The organism is Fructilactobacillus sp. X2R5C3 (genome assembly GCF_059901325.1).
This window is the reverse complement of the sequence record NZ_JBWXUY010000002.1, coordinates 158,993-182,129: the sequence shown is the minus strand read 5'-3', so window position 1 is coordinate 182,129 and position 23,137 is coordinate 158,993. Positions and strand designations below refer to the sequence as shown.

At 36.2% G+C, this 23,137-nt stretch carries 21 protein-coding genes and 1 riboswitch; of the genes, 2 read left to right on the top strand and 19 right to left on the bottom strand.

What is annotated here, in order from left to right; translation table 11 throughout:
- Positions 1-23: 23 nt before the first annotated feature.
- Positions 24-1,943, bottom strand: a complete 1,920-nt coding sequence (locus tag AC6UDE_RS03905; protein WP_500696673.1) for an ABC-F family ATP-binding cassette domain-containing protein — start codon at positions 1,941-1,943, stop codon at positions 24-26.
- Positions 1,944-1,963: 20 nt separating this feature from the next.
- Complete coding sequence (locus AC6UDE_RS03900; RefSeq protein ID WP_500696672.1) at positions 1,964-3,172, bottom strand: CCA tRNA nucleotidyltransferase; 1,209 nt, start codon at positions 3,170-3,172, stop codon at positions 1,964-1,966.
- A gap of 114 nt (positions 3,173-3,286) precedes the next feature.
- Here AC6UDE_RS03900 and AC6UDE_RS03895 point away from each other — a divergent pair, with 114 nt between their 5' ends.
- The gene (locus tag AC6UDE_RS03895; RefSeq protein WP_500693777.1) at positions 3,287-4,105 is read left to right on the top strand and encodes a site-specific integrase; all 819 of its coding nucleotides are present in this window, start codon (positions 3,287-3,289) and stop codon (positions 4,103-4,105) included.
- Positions 4,106-4,143: 38 nt separating this feature from the next.
- On the opposite strand, the gene AC6UDE_RS03890 is transcribed toward AC6UDE_RS03895, so the two are convergent.
- From AC6UDE_RS03890 to dnaE, 17 genes are all read right to left on the bottom strand, one after another.
- Positions 4,144-5,409, bottom strand: a complete 1,266-nt coding sequence (locus AC6UDE_RS03890; protein ID WP_500696671.1) for a tetratricopeptide repeat protein — start codon at positions 5,407-5,409, stop codon at positions 4,144-4,146.
- Between the two features lie 68 nt (positions 5,410-5,477).
- The gene (gene hbs / locus AC6UDE_RS03885; RefSeq protein WP_010021419.1) at positions 5,478-5,753 is read right to left on the bottom strand and encodes a non-specific DNA-binding protein Hbs; all 276 of its coding nucleotides are present in this window, start codon (positions 5,751-5,753) and stop codon (positions 5,478-5,480) included.
- Between the two features lie 209 nt (positions 5,754-5,962).
- Positions 5,963-7,270, bottom strand: coding sequence for a ribosome biogenesis GTPase Der (der, locus tag AC6UDE_RS03880; RefSeq protein ID WP_500696670.1), 1,308 nt, complete (start codon positions 7,268-7,270; stop codon positions 5,963-5,965).
- A gap of 66 nt (positions 7,271-7,336) precedes the next feature.
- Positions 7,337-8,557: a 30S ribosomal protein S1 gene (gene rpsA / locus AC6UDE_RS03875; protein ID WP_500696669.1), complete on the bottom strand. Its 1,221-nt coding sequence runs from the start codon at positions 8,555-8,557 to the stop codon at positions 7,337-7,339.
- 64 nt (positions 8,558-8,621) lie between these two features.
- Positions 8,622-9,323: a (d)CMP kinase gene (gene cmk / locus AC6UDE_RS03870; protein WP_500696668.1), complete on the bottom strand. Its 702-nt coding sequence runs from the start codon at positions 9,321-9,323 to the stop codon at positions 8,622-8,624.
- A 30-nt stretch (positions 9,324-9,353) separates the two neighbouring features.
- Complete coding sequence (locus AC6UDE_RS03865) at positions 9,354-10,016, bottom strand: LysM peptidoglycan-binding domain-containing protein (protein WP_500696667.1); 663 nt, start codon at positions 10,014-10,016, stop codon at positions 9,354-9,356.
- A gap of 58 nt (positions 10,017-10,074) precedes the next feature.
- A complete protein-coding gene (locus tag AC6UDE_RS03860; protein ID WP_500696666.1) occupies positions 10,075-11,502 on the bottom strand; it encodes a RecQ family ATP-dependent DNA helicase in 1,428 nt (475 codons plus the stop codon).
- A complete protein-coding gene (locus AC6UDE_RS03855) occupies positions 11,480-12,562 on the bottom strand; it encodes a helix-turn-helix domain-containing protein (protein ID WP_500696665.1) in 1,083 nt (360 codons plus the stop codon). Before AC6UDE_RS03855 ends, AC6UDE_RS03860 begins: the two co-directional genes overlap by 23 nt.
- Positions 12,559-13,203 (bottom strand): ECF transporter S component, encoded by a 645-nt coding sequence (locus AC6UDE_RS03850; RefSeq protein WP_500696664.1) that lies wholly within the window; start codon positions 13,201-13,203, stop codon positions 12,559-12,561. The genes AC6UDE_RS03855 and AC6UDE_RS03850 overlap by 4 nt, the downstream gene beginning before the upstream one ends.
- Positions 13,198-13,318, bottom strand: a riboswitch (FMN riboswitch). It overlaps the preceding gene by 6 nt.
- 6 nt (positions 13,319-13,324) lie before the next feature.
- A complete protein-coding gene (locus tag AC6UDE_RS03845) occupies positions 13,325-14,050 on the bottom strand; it encodes a pseudouridine synthase (RefSeq protein WP_500696663.1) in 726 nt (241 codons plus the stop codon).
- Positions 14,043-14,615, bottom strand: coding sequence for an SMC-Scp complex subunit ScpB (scpB, locus tag AC6UDE_RS03840; RefSeq protein ID WP_500696661.1), 573 nt, complete (start codon positions 14,613-14,615; stop codon positions 14,043-14,045). The genes AC6UDE_RS03845 and scpB overlap by 8 nt, the downstream gene beginning before the upstream one ends.
- Entirely contained in the window at positions 14,615-15,337 is a 723-nt protein-coding gene (locus AC6UDE_RS03835) for a segregation and condensation protein A (RefSeq protein ID WP_500696659.1), read from the bottom strand. The genes scpB and AC6UDE_RS03835 overlap by 1 nt, the downstream gene beginning before the upstream one ends.
- Complete coding sequence (locus tag AC6UDE_RS03830; RefSeq protein ID WP_500695617.1) at positions 15,306-15,686, bottom strand: riboflavin biosynthesis protein RibT; 381 nt, start codon at positions 15,684-15,686, stop codon at positions 15,306-15,308. The genes AC6UDE_RS03835 and AC6UDE_RS03830 overlap by 32 nt, the downstream gene beginning before the upstream one ends.
- 42 nt (positions 15,687-15,728) lie before the next feature.
- Complete coding sequence (gene xerD, locus AC6UDE_RS03825; protein WP_500693790.1) at positions 15,729-16,616, bottom strand: site-specific tyrosine recombinase XerD; 888 nt, start codon at positions 16,614-16,616, stop codon at positions 15,729-15,731.
- Between the two features lie 6 nt (positions 16,617-16,622).
- Entirely contained in the window at positions 16,623-17,492 is an 870-nt protein-coding gene (locus AC6UDE_RS03820) for a CvfB family protein (protein WP_500693791.1), read from the bottom strand.
- A gap of 90 nt (positions 17,493-17,582) precedes the next feature.
- Complete coding sequence (gene pyk, locus AC6UDE_RS03815) at positions 17,583-19,343, bottom strand: pyruvate kinase (RefSeq protein ID WP_500693792.1); 1,761 nt, start codon at positions 19,341-19,343, stop codon at positions 17,583-17,585.
- 115 nt (positions 19,344-19,458) lie between these two features.
- Entirely contained in the window at positions 19,459-22,809 is a 3,351-nt protein-coding gene (dnaE, locus tag AC6UDE_RS03810) for a DNA polymerase III subunit alpha (protein ID WP_500696658.1), read from the bottom strand.
- A gap of 126 nt (positions 22,810-22,935) precedes the next feature.
- On the opposite strand from dnaE, the gene AC6UDE_RS03805 reads away from it, so the two are divergent.
- Entirely contained in the window at positions 22,936-23,112 is a 177-nt protein-coding gene (locus tag AC6UDE_RS03805) for a YjzD family protein (RefSeq protein ID WP_500693794.1), read from the top strand.
- Positions 23,113-23,137 lie beyond the last annotated feature (25 nt).

Genomic DNA, 23,137 nt, shown 5'->3' with positions numbered 1-23,137 from the left:
TCTTCCTTTTTTAATAAAAACAACTACTCATCAATGTACTGGCTCAAATATTCCCATCGGTTCATTAATTGATCCGATTTCTGATTTAATTCATCAAGATTTCGTTGTAACTCTGCTAACTTATCATAATCCGAACTATTTTCTTGCATCTGTTTTTTTACATCTTTAGTCTGGCGATCTAAAGAATTAATCTTACCATCGATCTTATCCCACTCAATTCTTTCAGCATACGTTAACTTGGTTTTCGATTTCGTGCTTTTTTTCTCGGAAGTGCTATCTTTAGCTTCATCTAATCGGCTATTGGTTTGGTTCTTACTATCATGATGAACCTGTTTCCTTTGCATTTTCATTTTTTGTAGATAATCAGTAAATTGACCAGTATAACGCTCAATTTTAGCATTCCCATCAAAAATCAATAATCGATCAGCTACTTTATCAAGAAAGTAACGATCATGAGATACTGTAATCGTTGTCCCATTAAAGTGCTTGATGTAATCCTCTAGAACCGTTAAGGTCCCAATATCGAGATTATTAGTTGGCTCATCAAGAAGAAGCACATTTGGTTGCTCCATCAATAATTTCAGTAAATAAAGGCGCCTTTTTTCTCCACCTGAAAGCTTGCGGATCAAAGTTCCATGCATAAATTTAGGAAAAAGGAACTGTTCTAATAAATTAGTAACGCTGACCTTATTTCCATCCTTATCAACCACATTTTCACCGATATCGGTTAAATAACTAATAACACGTTTGTCTTCCGGGATTTTCTCCATTTTTTGTGTATAATATGCCATTTTAACGGTTTCACCAATATCAATGGTACCGGACTGAAGTGGAAGCTTTCCAGCAATTACATTTAAAAAGCTTGATTTCCCGGCACCATTTTCACCACTAATTCCGATTCGTGCACCATTTTGAATTAACATGCTGAAATCTCTTAGAATTGGCTTATGAGCAATTGTTAAGTTAGCGTGTTTAATGTCAATCACTTTTTTACCAAGCCGTTTTTGACCAATTGTAATATCGACATCTTCATCGATTGGATTGCCCTGATCAACATCAGCTTTTAAATCGTTAAATCGATTAATTCGTGCTTGTTGCTTAGTGGAACGAGCTTTAGCGCCTTTTTTCATCCACTTTAACTCTTGTTTGTAAAGCCGTTGCTGCTTATGAGAGGCAGCCTCTTGCTCTTCATCAAGTTCAGCCTTCCTCTGGACATAATCTTGATAATTACCGGGATACTTATAAAGTTTACCAAATGATAATTCCCATATTTGATTAGCAATTTGATCCAAAAAATAACGATCATGGGTAACAAATACTAAAGCTCCCTTGTATTTACTCAAAAACCGTTCCAACCAGTCAATCGAGTCAAAATCCAAGTGATTGGTAGGTTCATCTAATAAAAGTAAATCAGGTGACTGAATTAAAACCTGAGCTAATCCAACTCGTTTCTGCTGGCCACCCGACATGCTACCCACCTTTTGATCTAAATCGGTAATTTTCAGTTGATTAAGGATGTTTTTAACGTTCACTTCCGCCGTCCAGGCATCCTCTTCATTCATTTTTGCTTCTGCATTCTCAAACTTTTTTTCAAAATCTGAATTTTCTGAATGCTTAGAGTAATTTTTAAGTGCATGTTCATAGGATCTGATGATTTTAAAAATCTTTTGATCACCAGCAAAAACAGCGTCAATAACGGTTAGGTTTTCATCTAAATCTGGAACCTGCTTTAGGTATCCAATTGTGTACGACTTAGAAGTGGTAATTGTCCCATTAACATCATGATCAATTCCAGAAATAGTGTTTAAAAGGGACGATTTACCACTTCCATTCGTTCCAATTAATCCAATTCGGTCATGTTCATTGATAATAAAGTCAAGATTTTTAAATAAAGTCTTTTCACCATACGTCTTCGTCAAGTTTTCTGCTTTTAATGTTTGCACAATATCTGCTCCAATTATTTTTAATCATTATTTATTTGCTTCGATGCAGAAAGTAGTGAATCTGAATCATTTTTAATTTGGCCACTTATAACGGAACGTTCCAGTTGATTAAGAACATTTCCTAATAATGGACCTGGTTTAAAACCTCTATCAATCAACATTTTACCGTTAATTTTTAGTTCACTTTTACTTTTAATCGGAAGGCGATCATATTCATTTTCTATTTGGCCAATATTGACTACCTTACCTAAGGTCATGGCTACTTGACATGCGTTATCAAGATTGATGCGACCAACTTTATACGACGTTACTGGATCTAAAACATCACTTACAATCTTGTAAGTTGCTTTAACCGTTAGTTTAACGTTCTCGGTTAACCTATTTGATCCCTTCCAACTCTTCATCAGATGTCCAATCTGTTCACTATTTAATTCGCACTGACATGCAATTAAGGACCAGACCTGAACTTCGTTATTAATGTATTCTGAAATGGGACGTGACCCTAACCTAGCTATTTCAGAAACATAATCACCCAAGACGGGAACATACTTAATTAAATTCGTTTGGATCATCTGTTTAAGCCCCTTGCCAGGAGCCATCCCTAGCATCATCTTTACAAATTCCACGTTAATTCGTTCCACAGCAATCTTTTTTAATAGATAACTATGTTTACTAATCGCGTTAAAAGTGTTCTTTTCAATTGCAAAATCCAGTTTACTAGCAAATCGAACAGCACGCATCATTCGTAAAGCATCCTCATTAAAACGTTGTTCTGGATCTCCAACAGCCTTAATTAGATGATTTCTTAAATCATTTAAGCCACCAAACAAGTCAATGATTTCACCATTTTCTTTCATGGCAAGCGCATTGATAGTAAAATCACGACGCTTTAAATCATCTTCAAGTGATCGAACAAAGGTAACTTGATCGGGACGCCGATAATCTTGGTATCCTGATTCAGTCCGAAACGTCGTGATTTCATAAGATCGACCATCGTGCACCACCGTGACGGTTCCGTGTTCAATCCCAGTATCAATTGTCTTCTTGAAAATGGTTTTAATTTCTTCAGGATACGCACTACTTGCGATATCAACGTCATGAATTGGTGCATGCAAAATAGTGTCACGGACTGATCCGCCAACAAAATAAGCTTGAAATCCCGCTTCTTCAATTGTCTGAAGAACCCTTCTAGCATCATCAAATTCACTTGGTAAGTTGTCTATTTTCATGATCCACACACCTTCACTGATTTCATTCTACCAAAATTATCATATAAAAGTTAGGCTTGTGTCTGGTTCTTGTGTTATGATTAAGTTAAAGTAACTTATTACAGGAGACAAATCATGAGTAACAATTATCCATATCAAGATCATTTTGAACGTTATCTAAGAAAAAAAGAACTCTCAAATGTAACCATTCGCGAGTATTCCAAAACTTTATCGGATCTTTTTAATTATTTATCTAATTTTAACGTGGGATACCAAGCGGATCACCGAGTTAGTCAAATCTTTGATCGAGACATCGAGCAATATCTAGATATGATCATTTCTAAGCGTAATAACGGAAACAATACCTATAACAAGGTTTTATCTCAGATCAACGTCTATTTTAAATTCTTATTTAACAACCACCTTAATACCCATCTTCCTACAATTAACATTAAAAGTAAGGAAAAAAACGAACATAATTCATACATTACCAAGTGGATCTATTCTTTACCAACTATCCTCGAAGATCCTGAGGTTCACTACTACACTAGAATGACGCTGTTACTTATCAGTAAGGGATACCAATCTTCAGAGTTTCTCTTACCTGGCTTTTATCATGAATTAAACCACGTTGACTTTTCACCTGAAGAAAAATCCTTTTTATCTAATTTTCAAAAATTTGTTACCCCGCTTCAAATTCGTCATCATTCAAAGGACCTCTTTTTAAAGCAAAGAATCGCTTCCAACTGCCATATTACATCTGCAGGTCTTCACAAATACTTAAAGCCAGATAGTGAATACCTAGCAATGAATCTTAATCCCAAATCACTATACCAAGCATTCGTCGTTAACTACCTCAATCAACATCCAAATGATAGTGACAAAACTCTTGCACAGGATTTAAGAATGGATCCAGCGTCACTAATCTATTATCAAAAATTAGCACAAAAATAAGGATCAGAGTATCAAATCCAACTCTGATCCTTATTTTGTTACTCGTAATCTTCTAAATCTTCAAGCATGTATGCCATTTCATCATCAGTCGGGACAAGTTTCACATAATGTTTTAACAGTTTAATGGTTTCCTTAATTTGACCATTCTCTCTGAACAATAAAATCGCCTCACGTAAAAAATCAGGATTATCATCAAAGTACGGAAGAGCTCGCTCATAGTACTTTTGAGCATCATCATACTTTTCAAGATGAGCATAAGACACCGCCAAATTCCAGTAAATTTGTGGATCGGTTTCTTCTTCTTTTACGTATGGGCTCAAAAAATCAACATTTTTTTGATATTCGCCCTGCTTAACGTACAAATTAGATAACTTAAGAATTAATTCCATGTTATCCGGATCAACCTGATGTCCCTTATTAAGATACTTCAGGGCTAGGTCTTCTTTTGAAAGTTTAGCAGCAACGTCTGCGGCTTTAATGTACATATTGACATTATACTGATCAACACTCATACCCTCCTGATAAACCTTTAAAGCATTTTCAGGTTCATTCATTTGAATGTATGCTTCCCCTAAGTAAGGATACAGTGAGGCATACTGAGGATCCTCTTCTCGCAACTGCTTGAACATCTCAATCGCTTTAGCGTAGTTTTTCAACTGTAAGTAAGTAAAACCCGTTTCAAATTTGACGTCTGGCGTCATATCAATGGGCTTAATCTGTTCAAGGTATCCAATAGCCTGCTCAAAATGACCTGCATTAGCGTATGCCACCCCTAACCTTTCAACCAAATTGACTGAAGAAATGTTCAAAACACCTTGTTTAATTATTCCCAAGTATATAGGAATGGCTTTATCAAATTGTCCGGTAGAAAAATACAATTCAGCCAGGGCAAATTTAATTACGTTTTCGTCTGGATCAATTTTCTCAGCTTCAAGTAACTTTTGTTCACTAACGTTATACATTTCCTGAGTTTGATAAAGATCAGCTTCAACCATCAAAGCATTAACATAATTTGGGGAATCAGGTTTAATCTCACTTAAATAATTAAGCGCTTTATCAATCTTGCCTTCAGAAATCAAAATATCTGCAATACTTGTTCTTAACTCGTCTTCCTCAGGATATTTTTTTAAAAGATCTTTATATATATCAATCGATTCGTTTAAAAAACCTAATGAATAAAGTTCTTCTGCTAACGAATAAATCATATCATCACTATCATTTACCTTGGCTTTTTTGATGTCATCGTTAAATTGACTCATATCACCCTTTTTTAGGGCGTCTAAGGCTTGCTCTGAATAAGTCATTACACATGTCCTCCTACTAATAAAAAAACCAGTACGCATAAGCGCACTGGTTAAACCATTAAATAAAACTATTTAACAGCTTCCTTTAAAGCCTTACCGGGTTTAAAGGCAGGTACTTTACTTGCAGGGATTTGAATTTCTGCACCAGTTTGGGGGTTACGTCCCTTACGAGCGGCACGATTACGTACTTCGAAATTACCAAAACCGATCAATTGTACCTTTTCACCGTGAGTCAACTTGTCTTGGATTGAGTCAAAAACTGCATCCAAAGCTGCGGTGGCATCTTTCTTAGTTAAACCAGTTGCCTTTGCGACATCATTAACTAATTCTGCTTTGTTGGCCATGTGTATTCACCTCCTGAATAGATGTTTTTTATGTAAAAAACACCCAATAAGTTAAAGATTAAGCCAGGGGAAATGATGTACTACTACATCATTTCTAGTCTTAATTTAGCATAAGAATGGTGTCATTGCAACAAATAATGGAAGTATAATTAACATTTACTAAAAAAATTTTAATATAATTATGATTAGAAGGTTGTTACCATTACTCATTACTTTCGACGCCTTGCTATCAAGTGAATTGGTGTCCCAGCAAAGTCAAAATTTTTTCTAATTTGATTTTCCAAATAACGTTTGTACGAAAAATGAAGTAGTTCTGGATCATTTACAAACAAGACAATCGTTGGAGGTCCAACAGCAACCTGGGTAGCATAGTAAATCCGAAGTCGCTTCCCATTTCTGGTTGGTGTTGGAGTAATTGCGATTGAATCCATGATAACATCATTTAAGGTTGACGACTGGATTCGACGTTGATGGTTTTCGTTAACTCGTTTAATCAAGGATGGTAACTGACTAACATGTTGTTTGGTCGTTGCGGATACAAAAATAATGGGTGCGTAAGCCAAATACTGAAATTGCTCACGAATATCAGCTTCAAATTGTTGTTGCGAGTGATTATCCTTTTTTAAAGCGTCCCATTTATTAACGACAATGATGACACCCTTGCCAGCCTCGTGCGCATATCCAGCAACCCGCTTGTCTTGCTCTCTAATGCCTTCTTCTGCATTGAGAACCATCAATGTCACATCACTTCCATCAATTGCTCTCATAGCTCGCATTACGCTGTATTTCTCGGTCTTTTCATAAACCTTACCACGTTTCCGAATTCCTGCGGTATCAACAATGGTGTACTCTTGACCATCATTTTCAAACTTAGTGTCAATCGCATCGCGAGTAGTGCCAGCTACATTTGATACGATCACCCGATTCTCTCCTAAAATAGCATTGACAAGTGATGACTTGCCAACATTTGGTCGGCCAATCACACTAAATTTAATACTATCATCGTCAGTTTCGTTAGCATTTTCTGGGAAATTCTTAACAACAGCATCTAACAAATCCCCCAAACCAAGTCCGTGAGAGCCCGAAATGGGATATGGGTCACCAAACCCCAAAGCATAGAAATCATAAATGTCGGCCCGACTTTCGGGATTGTCAATTTTATTAACCGCCAATACAACTGGCGTATCAGATCGATACAATAATTGGGCCACTCTTTCATCAGCGTCAGTCATTCCTTGCTTACCATTTACCATAAATATAATTACATCAGCTTCATCAATCGCAATTTCTGCTTGATCAGTAATTTGCTTAATAAATGGTTCATCAGCAACTTCAATTCCACCAGTGTCGATCAAATTAAAATTGTGACCAAGCCAACTCCCATGAGCATAAATACGATCACGGGTCACTCCAGGAGTATCTTCAACAATTGAAATTCGTTCACCAGCAATTCGATTAAAAATTGTTGATTTACCAACGTTTGGTCTTCCAACAATTGCTACAGTAGGTTTTGCCATTTTATATCACCTCTTATTTTTGAGAATAAAAAAAATCCTTCATAAATATGAAGGATAATTTTCTAATTACTCATTGTCATCATCATTTAATTCATTTCCAACAATGTCACCTAACGTAAAACCATTCTCTTCTTCAGGAGCATTATTAGTTGAATTATCACTCACATTTTTCTTTGGAGTTTTTTGATCATCTCTGGGGTCTTTTTCGAGAGCTTTCATTGACAATGCTAATCGATGTTCTTCAGGTTGAACGTCAAGGACTTTAACTTTAACGTCTTCGCCAGACTTCAAAACATCACTCGGCTTGTCAATATGCTTATGTGAAATTTGTGAAATGTGAACTAATCCTTCAACACCAGGGAAAACTTCAACAAAAGCACCAAAATCAACTAAGCGCTTAACTTTTCCATCAAGGACACTTCCCTTAGGAGCTTTTTCTTCAATGTCACTCCAAGGACCTGGTTGAGTTTGTTTAATTGATAATGAAATACGATTACGATCAGGATCAACTGAAAGAACTTTAACCTTAACCTCTTCGCCAACCTTCAAAACATCACTTGGTTTGTTAACATGTTCATAAGAAATTTCTGAAACGTGAACAAGTCCATCAATCCCACCAAGATCGACAAAGGCACCAAAGTTAGTCAAACGAGCAACTTTCCCTTCAACAACATCTCCGGGTTTTAGTGTGCTCATAATTCTATCACGAGCTTCTTTACGTTCTGCTTCAGCAATCGCTCTATGTGATAAAATCAAACGATTCTCTTCAGGGACAACTTCAATAATCTTAACTTCGAGTTCTTGACCTTTAAATTGATTTAAATCATCAACAAAGTGATCAGTAATCATGGAAGCTGGAATAAATCCACGAACTCCGTCAGCATTTACCACTAAACCACCTTTTACCGCACGAGTAACAGTAACTTTGATGGTGTCACCCTTATCAGATTTTTCCTTGATGTCATCCCAAACCTTGAGAGCCTCAAGTCTTCTGATTGAAAGAAGGTAACTTCCACCTTCCTTATCATCACCAATTCGAGATACAACAACAACCTTAACTTTGTCTCCAACTTTGTAGTTTGAAGTTGGGTTATCTTCCCTTTGTGCGGAAATTTCTTTCCTTGGAATAACTCCTTCAACACCAGCGCCTTCGATTCCCACGACTAATTGCTGGTCATCATCAATGGCCAAAATTTCACCATTAACAACATCACCAACGTTTACCTGCTTAATATTATCGAGAGCGGCTAATAAATCTTTGTTTGCATTAGTATCGTTTTCACTCATCAAACATTTCCTCCTTGCAACAACTCTAATTGCTATTTTATCTTAGTTGGAAATAAAATACCAGTTAATCGGCTTTATTATTTGAAAGTTGTTGAATTTTATTTTCGATTAATTGCGAAATTGCCGCAACCACGTCATCAATCGACATTGAAGTGGTATCAATTTCAAAAGCATCAGATGCTTTTTTTAATGGGGATATCTTTCGATGGGAATCCTTATAATCCCGTTCCTCAATATCTTTTTTAAGTTTATTGAGACTAACCGAAATTCCCTTTGCTTGATCCTCTTTATATCTCCGCTCAGCTCGCTCCGTAACACTGGCAATTAAAAAGACCTTTACATCTGCCTTTGGTAGAACCGTCGTGCCAATGTCTCTACCATCCATAACGATTCCACCATCTTTTGCCAAATCCTGTTGTCTTTTAACTAATTCGAAACGAATTGATCCAAGTGCTGAAACTGCTGAAACATTGCTAGTTACCTGAGGACTGCGAATATCATTTGTAACTTCTTTACCGTCAACAAAGACCTTTTGAACTGGATCACCCGGTTCAAAAGTAATCGTGGTTTTTTTTAAAAGATCAAGAAGGGTCTTCTCATCATTTAAATCTAATCCTAGTCTAATTGCTTTTAACGTAATTGATCGATACATTGCACCGGTATCACAATATATGTAATGAAATTTTTTTGCAACTAGTTTAGCTACCGTGCTTTTACCCGCTGAAGCAGGCCCATCGATTGCAACTTGTAAGCCGTTCTTACCCAAATGTAATCAATCCTTATCATTTATTTGTAATTATTTAACCCTTAAACTTTGTCCTGGATGAATCTGGCTGGATGAACTAAGTCCATTTAATTTTAATAACTGTTGCATACTAATACCCGCATTAGTAGCTACGCGATAAACTCCCTGACCTTTTTGAACCTTAACGTAATCATTACTACCAGCATTATCAGTGCCATTCGTTGTTTGGGCTGGTTTTTGTTGCTGCGAGTTATTAGCAGTAGATGATGAATCCCTACTTGGAGTCGTACTACTTTGGTTACTTCCCATTTCGTTTTGAACGGATGAAGATGAAGCCTCTTCAGATCCAGCACCAGATGAAACAGTATTATCATTTGTAGTATCCTCACTTTGAACACTACTTGAGTTTGCTTTCGGTTTCTTTGATTTCTGATCTTTATTCTTTTTGGGTTTTTCGTGGTGCATCTTACTACTCTGTGTCTTTTGACTGGCACTCCCATTTCCAACCGCACGTTCCTTAGAAAGCCCAAAAACAAGTGCAACAAGGGCAATAATTACAATAACAGAAACCAGCATAATCACGACTAATGAATTACTACGATGGTGCTTACGATACTCGGTTCTTGAAAGATTTCCATCTGGATCGGTATCATCTGAAAATGAATCATCCCATGGATCATTTTTTTTGTTATCTTTATGTTTGTCGTCCCTCATAAATACATCCCTCCAAAACTTCTATGGTGATTATATCATTTTTTGCGCCTAATTATTATTAAAAAAGTTTGTCCAAAATCTCATACCAAGTACCAGCTAAATTGGACTTTTCACTATTAACGTCTTTTAACAAACCAAGACTCATTAAATCAAACTTTTCACTTCCAAAGTCACAACAATCATCAGTGTGGTCATCAAAGTTCACATCAAATAAAGAAAGCAGAAGTTTTCGCCGACAGCCAGTATGATTAATGTACCGGACAACTTGCTTTAAACTTTGATCCTTTTTAAGGGTGACCTCAGAAAAAATCTGTTTGACGTCATCATTACCATACCCATGATTTAAATAGAACTGAAGGAGTCTCTTATTCTGCTCGCTCATTTTAGCTTTGGGATTTGAAAAGAAATTATCAATCTGTTGATCATTAGGAATGGACCTAACAATTAAGCTCTGTGCAATTTGTTCATCACCATTAGAGTAAAGTAACACTGCGATACTCTGTTTACCGTCTCTTCCAGCTCTGCCAATTTCTTGAACATAACTTTCCATATCAGTCGGCATATGATAATGGACTACAAATCGGATGTCTGATTTGTCAATCCCCATTCCAAAGGCGCTGGTTGCACAGATGACCTGAAGCTCATTATCCATAAATTGATGCTGAATCCGATACCGATCATCGTTACTAAGACCGGCATGATAAGCTGCCACTTTGATATCAGTTTGTTCTCTAAGTTTAAAAGCAACTTTCGAAGCCTTATCTCGGCTAGAGAAATAAATTATACCGGGATACTTGAGTTTCTCAATTAAATTAAAAAGATAGGCTTGCTTATCTTTTTCACTTGAACTTTTATGAACCGCAAGGAAAACGTTAGGCCGATCCACATTTTCAATTATTTCTTGAACGTCAGTTAACTTCAAATAATTAATGATATCTCTTTGAACTTTTTTTGAAGCAGTTGCCGTTAGCATTAGCGTTTGCGGATGTCCTAACGTACGAATCACCTGTCTTAATGACAGGTAATCAGGACGAAAATCAAGCCCCCACTTAGAGATACAATGTGCTTCATCAATCACCAATAAGCCAATTTTCAATTGCTTAATGCGGTTAAGCACATCAGAATTAGATAATAGTTCTGGAGAAACAAAAATATAACGAAACTGATCAAGATGATTCAATAGCCGGTGTCGCTTCGACCAATCGTTCATTGAATTTAAAGCACACACCCGCTTTTCTCCCATAAAGTTCATTCGACCAACCTGATCTTCCATAAGAGAAATAAGTGGCGAAACAATCACAACCGGCCGCTTAACTAAATACCCATATAACTGGTATATTAATGATTTACCTGCCCCAGTTGGCATGACTGAAAGAACATTTGCGCCATTTAATAGTGCAGAAATGGTCTTATCTTGACCAGGCTTAAAATCACTAAAGCCAAACTTGTTTTTTAATATTTGTTTAGCAAGTTTCATCTTGTTCATTATTAATTCCCTGTTTTGTCCGTTTGATTTCAAGTAATCTAAATTGAAAAAAACTAAACTGCTCTAAAACATCAGTTGGTAATTGATGATAGTCCCAGTCATCGACGTCCGTTCCAAGTAGAATACGCCTAACTTTTCTTTCCATTTGAAGGGAAATGAAATTTCGATAAGGAAACTTGTCATAATCAACGTAAATTGCAACTTCCAGAAGATGTTCTAGGACAGTTGACTCTCGTAGATTTCGCAGTTGTTCAACCTTTTTTATATTACCCAATCGTTCATATTCATCAAAAGTCCTTTTAGCACTACCAGAAATTGGATTTTTGAAAAGACCATTAAGTAATGGAACCATTACAGATTGATCACTTTGCTCAACAAAGTTCGCCAATTTTGCATAATTGATAAAATCAGCAATATAACTTTTGACTAACGATTGGTTTAAATTATGTGCAATCTGCTGGATTGTGAATCCATTAGTACTAAATCCAACTAATCCTTGAGCAAATAAATCAGCGTCATTTAGATCGAGTAAGGATAAAAATCGTTTCAACTCTTTCTTTAAATCTGTGCCAACTTGCTTGCGATCAATCAGTCGATAATATTTTTTAATAAAATCTTTATTCACTCCATCAACATTGACTGGATAATAGTGTCTAACGTTATGGACATGCTCTGAGATAATCTGAACAAACAACTGCAATCGTTGCTTAAAACTAACTAAATCAATCCTTTGAAAAGTATGTAATGAAAAAGAAAGATTAGAATCATCAATCATTTTAACTAATTCTGCTCTTTCTTTTTCTCCTTCAGACGTTAATTTAAACTGACCATGTTCAACTTCTTCCAGCAAGTTCGCACTAATCAGAGACTTAACATCTAATTCGTTTTTATTAAAATATCGTCCAACTCCAAGAAGGTCTAAAAGACCATATCTCATCGCCCAGTATAAGGTGGCTACCGTTTTCTTGCCTAACAGTAAGTTTTCAATTAATCGAGCCCTCCGTTTTTGGGTTGCACTAAAAACGAAAAGACCAAGAGCTTCATTTGTATTATTAATCATTTTTGATAAGATCGCTTATTAATCCATTTCTGCATTTGTTTTGCAATAATCACAAAAATCAATCCAATCACAATACCCTTGATTAAGTTAAAGGGAACTACTCCGTAAAGAATCGTTTTGGCAAGCGAAAAATCTAACTTTAAATTTGTTAGTTTCACATACAGTGGAGTACTAATGAACAAATTGGTAATACTCATGACAATTGTTAACGCCAGCGTTTCAACCAAAACAATCAAAAAGTCAATCCAGTGACTTTTAAATAAATATTTTCTCAAAAAGTAAAACACCAAAATCATTGTTAATGAGGCTAAAAGAGAGGTGGTCAACCCAATTAACTCAAGTGGTGAAAAACCCATCACCATCCAGTAAATAAATAGTTTAAGTATCACAGCTTCAATGGCTGCACCCGGTCCCAATAATAACAAACAAATCAAAATTGGAATATCCGAAAAATCCAATTTCAAATAACTCATGTATGGGATGATTGGAAATGAAATCAACATTAACAAAAATGAGATCGCACCAATCACGGCAGTTATAGTAATTCTTTTAATTCGATCGTTTTTAGCTATCATCACAATTCCTCCAATTAAACGTTCTTCAAAGTCAATTAGGGTAAATTGCGCCATAAAAAAACTCATCTTCTTTATACCAGACTTTACTGTCGGCAATGGGATTTCACCATCTCAACCAATTTTCATTGGGTAGTGGGCTGTAACCACCGATTGGGAATTTCACCCGACCTTGAAGACGTTTTATTAATTATTTAGTTAAAGCATACAAATCTCGTATTTCTCTTTTTCGGAGCCTACGAAACTCACCAGGTTGTAAGTTTTCTAAACCGATCCCAGCAAACTCTTCCCGTTTTAATTTTTCAACAGGATGACCAACTGCTTTCAGCATATCTTTAACTTCATGATTCTTACCCTCGTGAATCGTCAAACGTAGCACCGAATTATTCTTTGAATTACCAGCCTTATAAATCACCTCAACTTCCGCGGGTGCACTCTTATACTTGCCATTAATTAAAACACCCTTTCGAATTTTATTCAACTCATTGTGATCGAGTTTCCCAATCACCTTAACTAAGTACGTCTTTTTTACTTCATATTTAGGATGAGTTAACTGGAAATCAAGCGTTCCGTCGTTAGTTAAAATAATTATCCCACTCGTATCATAATCTAATCGTCCAACCGGGTATATTCGTTCAGGAACCTTTTTAAAAAAGTTCAAAACGGTCTTTCGATCCCTTTCATCCCTCACAGAAGAAATTACCCCACGTGGCTTATACAGGGCAAAATATACTAGATCTTCTTTTCTTAACGATGTTCCATCCACCTCAATCTTGTCAGTGGGTTCAACTTTTATCCCTAACTGATTAACAATCTTACCATTAACCTTCACATGTCCAGTACTAATAAGTTCCTCAGACTTTCGTCTCGAAGCCACCCCATCATGCGCCATAACTTTTTGTAATCTTTCACTCATTTCGCTGATCCTCCAATGGTTTCATTTTATCATCAAACATCTGACCATAATCTTTTGGATCTCTTTCTGCGTCTAAAGCTGGTAAATCATTAATGCTTTTAAGGTTAAAAGCGTTTAAAAAAAGGTCGGTAGTAACATATAGCTTAGGTTTGCCTGGTTCATCACGCTCACCCTTGATGGTAATTAAATTTTGTGCCAAAAGATTTCTAATTGAAATCAAACTATTTACGCCCCTCACTTCATCAACCTCAACGCGCGTTATTGGCTGTTTATACGCAATAATCGTAAGCGTCTCAAGTGCCGACTGCGTTAACAACTCTTCATCGGATTTAACAAACTTTTGAATTACTTTTGAATAATCCTTTTTAGTTGTCATATGGATAATGTCACCATTTTGTAAAATGCAGATGCCAAATCGATCACTTGAATAACGCTCACTCAACGAAGCAATACAGCTCCGAATGGTGGAATCATTTGCGGAAGTTAATTTTTTCAACCGTTCAATTGTCATTCCAGACTCTCCCGAAACATACAAGAGAGCTTCAATTTCTGCCATTAAATTCATTAATTAGATTTCCTTAATAAGATTTCTCCGTCATTACTGGTTTGCACAACCATAATACGATGATGTTTAACCATTTCCAAAAGTGCCAAAAAATCGGTCACTAATTCTTCTAAAGGAGAATTGGCCTCAAATAACTTGGAAAAATAGATTTCATGACTACTAGCTCTATTTATTCGTCTCATAATTACTTCACTTTGCTCATTAACACTAAAATTCCATTCTGAAACTTGTTGAACTGGCGGTTTAGAAGTTAACTGATATCGTTTAATGATCTTATTCCATGCTTGTTCCAACAAGCTAATTTCAAACTCATTTTCACCAATTGCAATCTCCGACTTATTAAAAGAACGAATCCTAGAATGATAATGATTTCGTTCTACTTCTTTTTTTTGCAACTTTTTCGACGCTTTTTTATACCGATTATATTCAACCAACTGATCAACCAGATCATCCCGTGGATCATCATCTAATTCATCATCAGTTTCTTTAGCTAACAACATTTTAGATTTAATTCGCATCAAATTAGCCGCCATTACAAAGAAATCACCAGCAATATCAAAATTTAAACGTTTCATTTTATTTAAATATTTAAAATATTGCTCAGTAATATCCTTAATGTCAATATCATAAATATCCATCTTTGCTTGTTTGATTAGATGCAGTAAAAGCTCTAGTGGACCATCAAAGTCATTAACGTGAATCTGTAGATTGTCTCTGTTCATGACCTAACTCCCATTTACTAATGACATCTTGCGTATTAAACGTTCCCATGATTTTTTTGTCGGGATATTCATTTTCAACACTATCAAGAATTCGAAATTCATTAAAAATATTGTTAGCATCTGGCGTAAGGGTAATCCTTCTAACAACCACGTTTTTCGGGTTGGTTTCAACTCCTACAATTCCAGCCCAATTTCCAAATCGATCCTTCCAAAGAAAAATGTCACGATTGTCAGCATTTCGATACCAATTCATTTCTTCCACAAGATGTTTCGTTTTATCGTTACTTTTAGAAAGTGACAACATCCCCATCACAATCTTTTCATAATCATTTCGATACCTGAATAGCATCGACATCACCTCAATTACTTGCTGTCATTACTCCATCTCATTTTATGCTCTTGGATGATATTTATCATACACCTGACTTAACCGCTCGTGGGAAATATGAGTGTAAATTTGCGTCGTGGAAATATCAGAATGTCCAAGTAATTCCTGCACAGTTCTAAGATCGGCTCCATTTTCTAAAATGTGCGTTGCAAAAGAATGTCGTAATGTATGTGGAGTAACGTTCTTTTTAATGCCAGCTAAACTAACGTAACGTTTAATCTTTTCCCAAATGCTTTGTCGACTAATTCGTCCACCATGCGCATTCAAAAAAACGTACGGAGATGTCCGGTGCTTAAGTAACTGTAATCGACTATCATTTAAATACTTAAATAGCCAATTCTGAGCAACTTCTCCAATTGGAACAATTCGTTCCTTATCTCCCTTTCCGATGGTCTGAATCAGATTCATTTCTAAATGAAGATCAGATAACTTTAAATTAATCAATTCAGATACTCGAAGCCCAGTAGCATACATCACTTCTAAAATGGTTCGATCTCTTACCCCATACTTGGTGTTCACATCCGGCATTTTAAGTAATCGATCAACTTCATTAACGGATAAAACATCGGGTAAGTGCTTGCCCTTTTTAGGAGTATCAATCTTGTTCATGGGGTTCTTTTTAATCACCTTAAATTCCATTAAATATTGAAAAAATTTACGAAGCGTTGATACAAATCGAATGATTGTATTACGAGACTTACCACTATTTTTCATTGTTTCCATGTAATTTAAAATTGCATACTGGTCGACATCTTTAAACGAACTGATGTGATTTTTTTTTAAATCCAACTCAAATTCCCTTAAATCTTGTCGATAACTTTTAATGGTATTGTCAGATAATCCTCTTTCTACTAGTAAATAGTGGAGATAATCTTCAATTTGATCATTCACTTACTTTCATCTCGTTTCAGTTAATTTAATTCCATCTGGGGTTTCGGAAATAACATGAGCCTTTAATAAATGCCCCAGGGCTCGTTTAAACTGAGATTTGCTGATTCCAAAGTAATCCTTAATTACTTGAGGGTCACTTTTATCGTTATAAGGTAATTCATTATTAGGCTTATGCTCAAGAATTGTCTGAATCATCTTGGCGTCCTCACCAATCACTTCATAAGATCGTGGTCTAAGTGATAAATAAAGCGTTTTATTGGGTCGGATTCCAATAATCCTAGCGTTTACTTTCTCTCCTAGTCGTGGTTGTTCTTCCTCTTCTGATTTGTCAATGAACCCTAAATTATAGTGATCCGTTATTACTTGCGTTCCCATCAGTTTAGGGTTAATGACCCAAGCGTTAACATCCCGATTTTTCAATTTTGGATCATTAACTGGCTGAGAAATTGCTTTATATATCTGGGGGTCAGCTAATTTACCCCAGATTCGATTCTTACTATCCTTTTTTAAAGCAATTAAAAGTTGGTCACCAACTTCTGGCCATAATGACTTAATATCCGGCAAATCATCAAGAGAAACAGCAACATCCTTATCTGGTAAACCGATGTCAACAAAGATTCCCAATCCAAATTTAATTCCAACCACTTTTCCCCATGCATAGCTGTCAATTCCAACATCCGGAACGTTTCGCGTGATTTTCATTTGATGCTTTTCATTTTCGTAGACAAATCCTTTAAAATTTCCACCTAATTTAATTGGCTTTTTTAACTCGCCCTTGTTTAAAGAATAGGTAATTCCGTTATTTTGAATGAAATACTCCTTATCGTTTTCATCAGTGACTTTTCCCGTAATTACGGTTCCCAAATCTTCATTCATATTAATTCTCCATCCCAGTGCTTTTAATGAATATTATACCAAATAAAAAAAGCATCCGATAATAATCGGGTGCTTCATTCTTAATAATTATTATTTAGCTTTTGATTGGTTACCAGCGTAAACAACACCGCGACGACCATCAACAGTAACTAATTGACCATCTTTGATGTTTTCAACTGCATCAGTAGCACCAACAATTACTGGAATATTAAGTGATATACCAACGACAGCAGCGTATGAGGTCAAACCACCGTTTTCAACCACGATTGCACTTGACTTCTTCATTGCTGGTAAGTAGTCCTTGTTTGTATCCTTAACAACTAGAACGCCACCATCAACGGCTTTATCGTTAGCTTCCTTAGCATCTTTAGCAACTACTGTCTTGCCAATGACAGTTTCACCACCAACACCTTGACCTTGAGCTAATTTAGTACCAATCAACTTAACACGAATTGTGTTAGTAGTCCCTTGATCACCTAATGGTACACCTGAAGTAATCAAGATCATGTCGCCTTCCTTAGCGAGTCCAGTTTCAACTGACTTTTTAGCAGCCAATTCGAACATTTCATCTGGATTTGATGGTTTATCAACTAAGATGGGTTGAACACCATAGTTAACCGTCAATCCACGACGAACACGATCGTTAAACGTTAAAGCAAGAATATCAGCGTCTGGATGATATTTTGAAATCATTCTTGCAGTGTAACCTGAACCAGTTGCAGCTACAATCGTGTGAATTCCCATATCCTTAGCAATCCGTGCAACTGCTTCACCAAGTGACTCAGTGACGTCACCAGTACCGAACTTAGGACGTGGAGTACCAAATTCAAAGAAGTGTTTGTCAGCTTCGATATCAATCTTGCTCATCATTGCAACTGACTTAACTGGGTAATCACCGTTAGCACTTTCACCTGAAAGCATAGTTGCATCAGTACCATCATAAACAGCATTAGCAACATCAGATACTTCGGCACGAGTAGGTCTTGGTTCTTCTTGCATGGAATCAAGCATTTGAGTAGCAGTGATAACTGGTTTACCTAAATCATTACAGATCTTGATTAAATGTTTTTGAACGGTTGGGACATTTTCTGGTGGAATTTCAACTCCCATGTCACCTCTGGCAACCATCAAACCATCAGATACTTTGATGATTTCGTTAAAGTTGTCGATTCCTTCTTGTGATTCAATCTTAGGAAAAATTTGAACGTCTTCCATATTCTTGCTTTCAAGTAAGGCACGGATATCTAGGACATCTTGTGGCTTTCTAACAAATGAAGCAGAGATATAGTTAATACCATGGTCACATCCGAAAAGGATATCATCAGTATCTTTTTCAGTAATACCAGGTAAGTTAATTGAAACTCCTGGAGCATTAACACCCTTACGTGAGCCCAAGACCCCGTTATTTTGGGCAGTAACCACTAACTCTTTGTTGGCATCATCTTTTTTGTCAATCTTGGTATCCAAAAGACCGTCATCAAAAAGAACATGTCCGCCAACTTTAACGTCGTCATACAAGCCTGGGTAAGAAACAGCAATCTTGTCTTTGGTTCCCTCAAGGTTCCCATCCATTGAAATTCTAAATTGATCACCAGTGTGGTATTCAATCTTTCCGTCTTTTTGTACCGTGGTTCTGATTTCAGCACCCTTAGTATCTAAGACAATTCCAACAACCTTACCAGTTTTCTTTTCCGCTTCTTTCACTTTATTCATACGGTCTAAATGTTCCGCATGGTCTCCGTGTGAAAAATTGAAACGAAAAACGTTTGCTCCTGCTTCAATAAGCTTAGTGATGGTATCAACATCAGTACTTGCAGGACCAAGTGTACTTACGATCTTTGTTCTCTTCATAAGTAAAGCCTCTCCTTTTTGTATGGCACACATCCGCGTACCAAGCATTATTTGATTTCAAGTGTATTGTATCACTTTTTATAAGGATTGTCGTTAGTTTCACAGGCAAAATTTATCATTGTGTAACAACGTTTCCCACTCCTAAAATGTCACGTAAATCATGCATTAAATCAGAATTAATGGCCACGTTATATGCTTTATCTAATAGTTGCTTTCGATCATCGGAAGCTCGATAAAGCAAAATTGGTGTTGAACCAGGATATCTTTTTATTATCCGGATTAGATCTTGATAGATTGAATCTCGATCATGATCTAACGCAATCTTTAAATAAAGCTTTTTTTGATGATCAACTTTTTTTAAAGACTGATGAACGACATTAGCAGCTGGTTCAATTGAATTTGCCACTAATTGAAGTCCTCGTTGAACCTCAATGTTTCCAGACACCAAAACCACTATTCCACTTTTTATCCATCCACTAATTTTAGCGTAAAGATTAGGAAAAATGGTCACATCAATATCACCAAACTGATCATTACCATCTATGAAAGCCATAAGTTGCCCTTTTTTCGTTCGGATCGTCTTTACATGAGATACAAACAAAATCATTTTCACGTTTTTACTGGGATCATGAATATCATTAGTAGTTAAAGCATGCACTTGTTCTTGTAAATCAGTATAGTGACCAACTGGATGTCCGGTTAGGTAAGTTCCCAGGTACTCATTTTCCTTGTTTAGTTTCTCCCAATCAGAAAAATCATCAGTTCTTTTAATTTTGGGAGCCAACGCTTGAATTAATTCAATTGAGTTTCCACTTAATTCAGTAGAACTAATAAATTCTGGAATTGCATTAATTAATTCTTTTCGGTTATACCCAAAACCATCAAGCGCCCCTGAATAAGCAAGTGCATTTAAAAGATCAATTTTTCTAAACCTGGGATCGATTCGACTGATTAATTCCTGTAAATCATGAAAATTACCATTTTGTTTTCGTTCTTCCTCAACATTCTTAATAAAATCGGTTCGTAATCCTTTGATGGTACGAAGTCCAAACCTGATTTTACCATCCTGATAAGTATAAACATCTTTACTCTCATTGATATCAGGACGCTCAACTTGAATATCTGATTCTTTGGCTTCTTGAACGTAATTCTTGGTCTTACGTGAATTACCGATCACCGAATTTAGCAACGATGTAAAAAATGGACCAGGAAAATGAACTTTTAAATAGGCCAACTGAAACGCCATTTTGCTATATGCAACTGCGTGAGACTTATTAAATCCATAGTCGGCAAATCGTTCCATATAGTCAAACGTTGTCTTTGAAACGTCTTTAGAATATCCTTTTTTACTAGCGCCATCAATGAACTGGATCTTCATGTTATCCATTTCTTTTTTATGCTTTTTGCTCATCGCACGGCGCAAAATATCAGCTTGTCCCAGTGTAAAACCACCCATTGCCGATGCAAGTTGCATAACCTGTTCCTGATAAACAATAATGCCAAAGGTTGAACCCAAAATGTTTTTAATGGTTTCATTTGGATAGTTAACCGTCTGAGTCCCATTCTTTCTGGCAATAAACATATCAATATTCTTAATGGGACCGGGTCGATACAAAGCATTCACGGCTGCCACCATATCAAAATCATTTGGTTTTAATTTACGTAACACGTTTTGAATCCCAGATGATTCAAATTGAAAAACCCCATTAGTCTTACCAGATTGAAAAAGCTTCAAAGTATCCTGATCATTTAAATTGATGTCAGTTATTTCAAAATTACGATCAACTTTTGAATGAATAATTTCTAAAATGTTAGCCATTGTAGAGAGGTTTCTCAAACCCAAAAAATCAATCTTTAAGAGCCCCACGCTTTCAACATAATACTTGGAGTACTGGGTCATCAACAATCCATCATTTCCGGATTGAAGTGGAGCACGATCAACGATGGGATCTTCACTTAAAATTAAACCAGCAGCGTGAGTGGAAAAATGGCGTGGTAGTCCCTCTAGTTTTTCAGCAATATCAAATAGCAACCGATTGGTTTTACTATCAGCTAATAAATTTCTTAATTTCTGTGATTCTGATTCGGCCTTAGCCAGGGATTCATGAAGCTGATTTGGAATTGCAGATGACCACTTTGCCATTTGAGTTGGAGTCATTCCAAATACCCTGCCAACATCTCGAAGAGCTTGTTTGGCAGCTAACGTTCCAAAAGTCACAATTTGAGCAACATGTTCATTTCCATATTTTTGATGAACATACTGTAAAATATCATCACGCCGATTATCGGGAATATCTAAATCAATATCCGGCATCTGTGCTCGTTCTTCGTTTAAAAATCGTTCAAATAGCAAATTATACTTAATCGGATCTACATCGGTAATTTTTAAAGTGTACGCAACTAATGATCCCGCTGAAGATCCCCGACCAGGTCCAGTTATAATTCCTTGGTGATGAGCAAAATTTAAAACATCCCATACAATCAAGAAATAATCATCAAATCCCATCCGATTAATAACTTTTAGTTCAGAATCTAACCGGTCCTGATACTCATTACGATTAAGATGCGATTCATCCTTCAATCTTTCCTTTAAACCAAGTTCACATAATTGACGTAAATAGTCCATTGAAGAAAGATTATCTGGAGCTTTAAACGTCGGTAGTTTAGGTTGCTCTTTGGGAATCGCTACGTCAACTTCATCAACCATTTTCTGGTTATTTAAAACCGCTTGATCAAGCCCTAGATTGTGATACTGAGTCTCAATATTATGACGATCCTTCAACCATTTTGTTCCAACCTGGTGCCGTTCTTCCATTGGATTTTTGATCACGTCACCAGTTCCAATCGACTTTAAAACTTCATTTGAAAAATAATCATCTGCATCAAGATATTCAACCGAATTAAGCGCCACTAAATCAACATCAGCTTGGACCCCTAGGTTCTTAAGCTCATTTATAATTATCTTAGTTCGATTTAAGCTAATTCCAACTTTTACTGCATTTGAATCGCTAACGCTCTTTACTTTAGCAATTAAGGTTTTAACCTCGCTCATTCTTCCTACTTCAATTAGTTTATTTAACTCACTATTCTCTGGAAAAATGACAAATAGATGGTGGAGTTTATCCTTGATTTTTTCAATAACATTAGTTTGATCATTACTCATCAAAAGTGATGAAATTTTCATCAAATTCTTGTACCCATCCTGATCTTTAGCAATCAAAATCAATTCGGACTTGTTTTCTTTAAAAAACATCCCGTCCAAAACTGCCGTTAAACCAATAATTGGCTTAATACCCTGCTTTTTTGCCTCATTATAAAAAGCTACCGACCCATACATCACATTCCGATCAGTTAGTGCCACACTTTGATAACCACGCGCACGAGCTTTTTCAATTAACTTAGGAACCGTATTGGTACTTTGAAGCAAACTATACGATGTAATGTTTTGTAACGGATTGTATCCCAAAATTTGTCATCTCCTTTCCTAATTTCATATTCATTATAGCAAATGGACCCGCTAAATTTTATTCGAAGTTTGTAATTGATTTTTTCTACTGTAGTGATAAACTACTGGTATTGAGAGGTGTTAATTATGAAGACGTTTGCTGCTAACTTAACTGGTGCTTTCTGGGGATTTGTATATGGCGAAATTATTGGTTATATTGGATCGGCCTTGGTTGGCGCACCTTATAATTGGATTCAAGTTGGAGTAATCGGCGCTGTTGTTGCCCTTATTGCCTTCAACGGAATTAAACTAATTAGTCGTTAATTAGAAATAAAAATAACCTGCAGGT

Bases quoted from the DNA above. Each gene is read 5' to 3' on its own strand.
- AC6UDE_RS03845 (WP_500696663.1), bottom strand. From the start codon at position 14,050: ATGAGTGAAAGATTACAAAAAGTTATGGCGCATGATGGGGTGGCTTCG.
- AC6UDE_RS03860 (WP_500696666.1), bottom strand. From the start codon at position 11,502: ATGAACAAGATGAAACTTGCTAAACAAATATTAAAAAACAAGTTTGGC.
- AC6UDE_RS03900 (WP_500696672.1), bottom strand. From the start codon at position 3,172: ATGAAAATAGACAACTTACCAAGTGAATTTGATGATGCTAGAAGGGTT.
- pyk (WP_500693792.1), bottom strand. From the start codon at position 19,343: ATGAAGAGAACAAAGATCGTAAGTACACTTGGTCCTGCAAGTACTGAT.
- AC6UDE_RS03890 (WP_500696671.1), bottom strand. From the start codon at position 5,409: ATGACTTATTCAGAGCAAGCCTTAGACGCCCTAAAAAAGGGTGATATG.
- AC6UDE_RS03805 (WP_500693794.1), top strand. From the start codon at position 22,936: ATGAAGACGTTTGCTGCTAACTTAACTGGTGCTTTCTGGGGATTTGTA.
- AC6UDE_RS03850 (WP_500696664.1), bottom strand. From the start codon at position 13,203: ATGAGTTTTTTTATGGCGCAATTTACCCTAATTGACTTTGAAGAACGT.
- AC6UDE_RS03820 (WP_500693791.1), bottom strand. From the start codon at position 17,492: ATGAATGAAGATTTGGGAACCGTAATTACGGGAAAAGTCACTGATGAA.
- AC6UDE_RS03895 (WP_500693777.1), top strand. From the start codon at position 3,287: ATGAGTAACAATTATCCATATCAAGATCATTTTGAACGTTATCTAAGA.
- scpB (WP_500696661.1), bottom strand. From the start codon at position 14,615: ATGAATTTAATGGCAGAAATTGAAGCTCTCTTGTATGTTTCGGGAGAG.
- AC6UDE_RS03855 (WP_500696665.1), bottom strand. From the start codon at position 12,562: ATGATTAATAATACAAATGAAGCTCTTGGTCTTTTCGTTTTTAGTGCA.
- AC6UDE_RS03830 (WP_500695617.1), bottom strand. From the start codon at position 15,686: ATGCTATTCAGGTATCGAAATGATTATGAAAAGATTGTGATGGGGATG.
- rpsA (WP_500696669.1), bottom strand. From the start codon at position 8,557: ATGAGTGAAAACGATACTAATGCAAACAAAGATTTATTAGCCGCTCTC.
- der (WP_500696670.1), bottom strand. From the start codon at position 7,270: ATGGCAAAACCTACTGTAGCAATTGTTGGAAGACCAAACGTTGGTAAA.
- hbs (WP_010021419.1), bottom strand. From the start codon at position 5,753: ATGGCCAACAAAGCAGAATTAGTTAATGATGTCGCAAAGGCAACTGGT.
- AC6UDE_RS03865 (WP_500696667.1), bottom strand. From the start codon at position 10,016: ATGAGGGACGACAAACATAAAGATAACAAAAAAAATGATCCATGGGAT.
- AC6UDE_RS03835 (WP_500696659.1), bottom strand. From the start codon at position 15,337: ATGAACAGAGACAATCTACAGATTCACGTTAATGACTTTGATGGTCCA.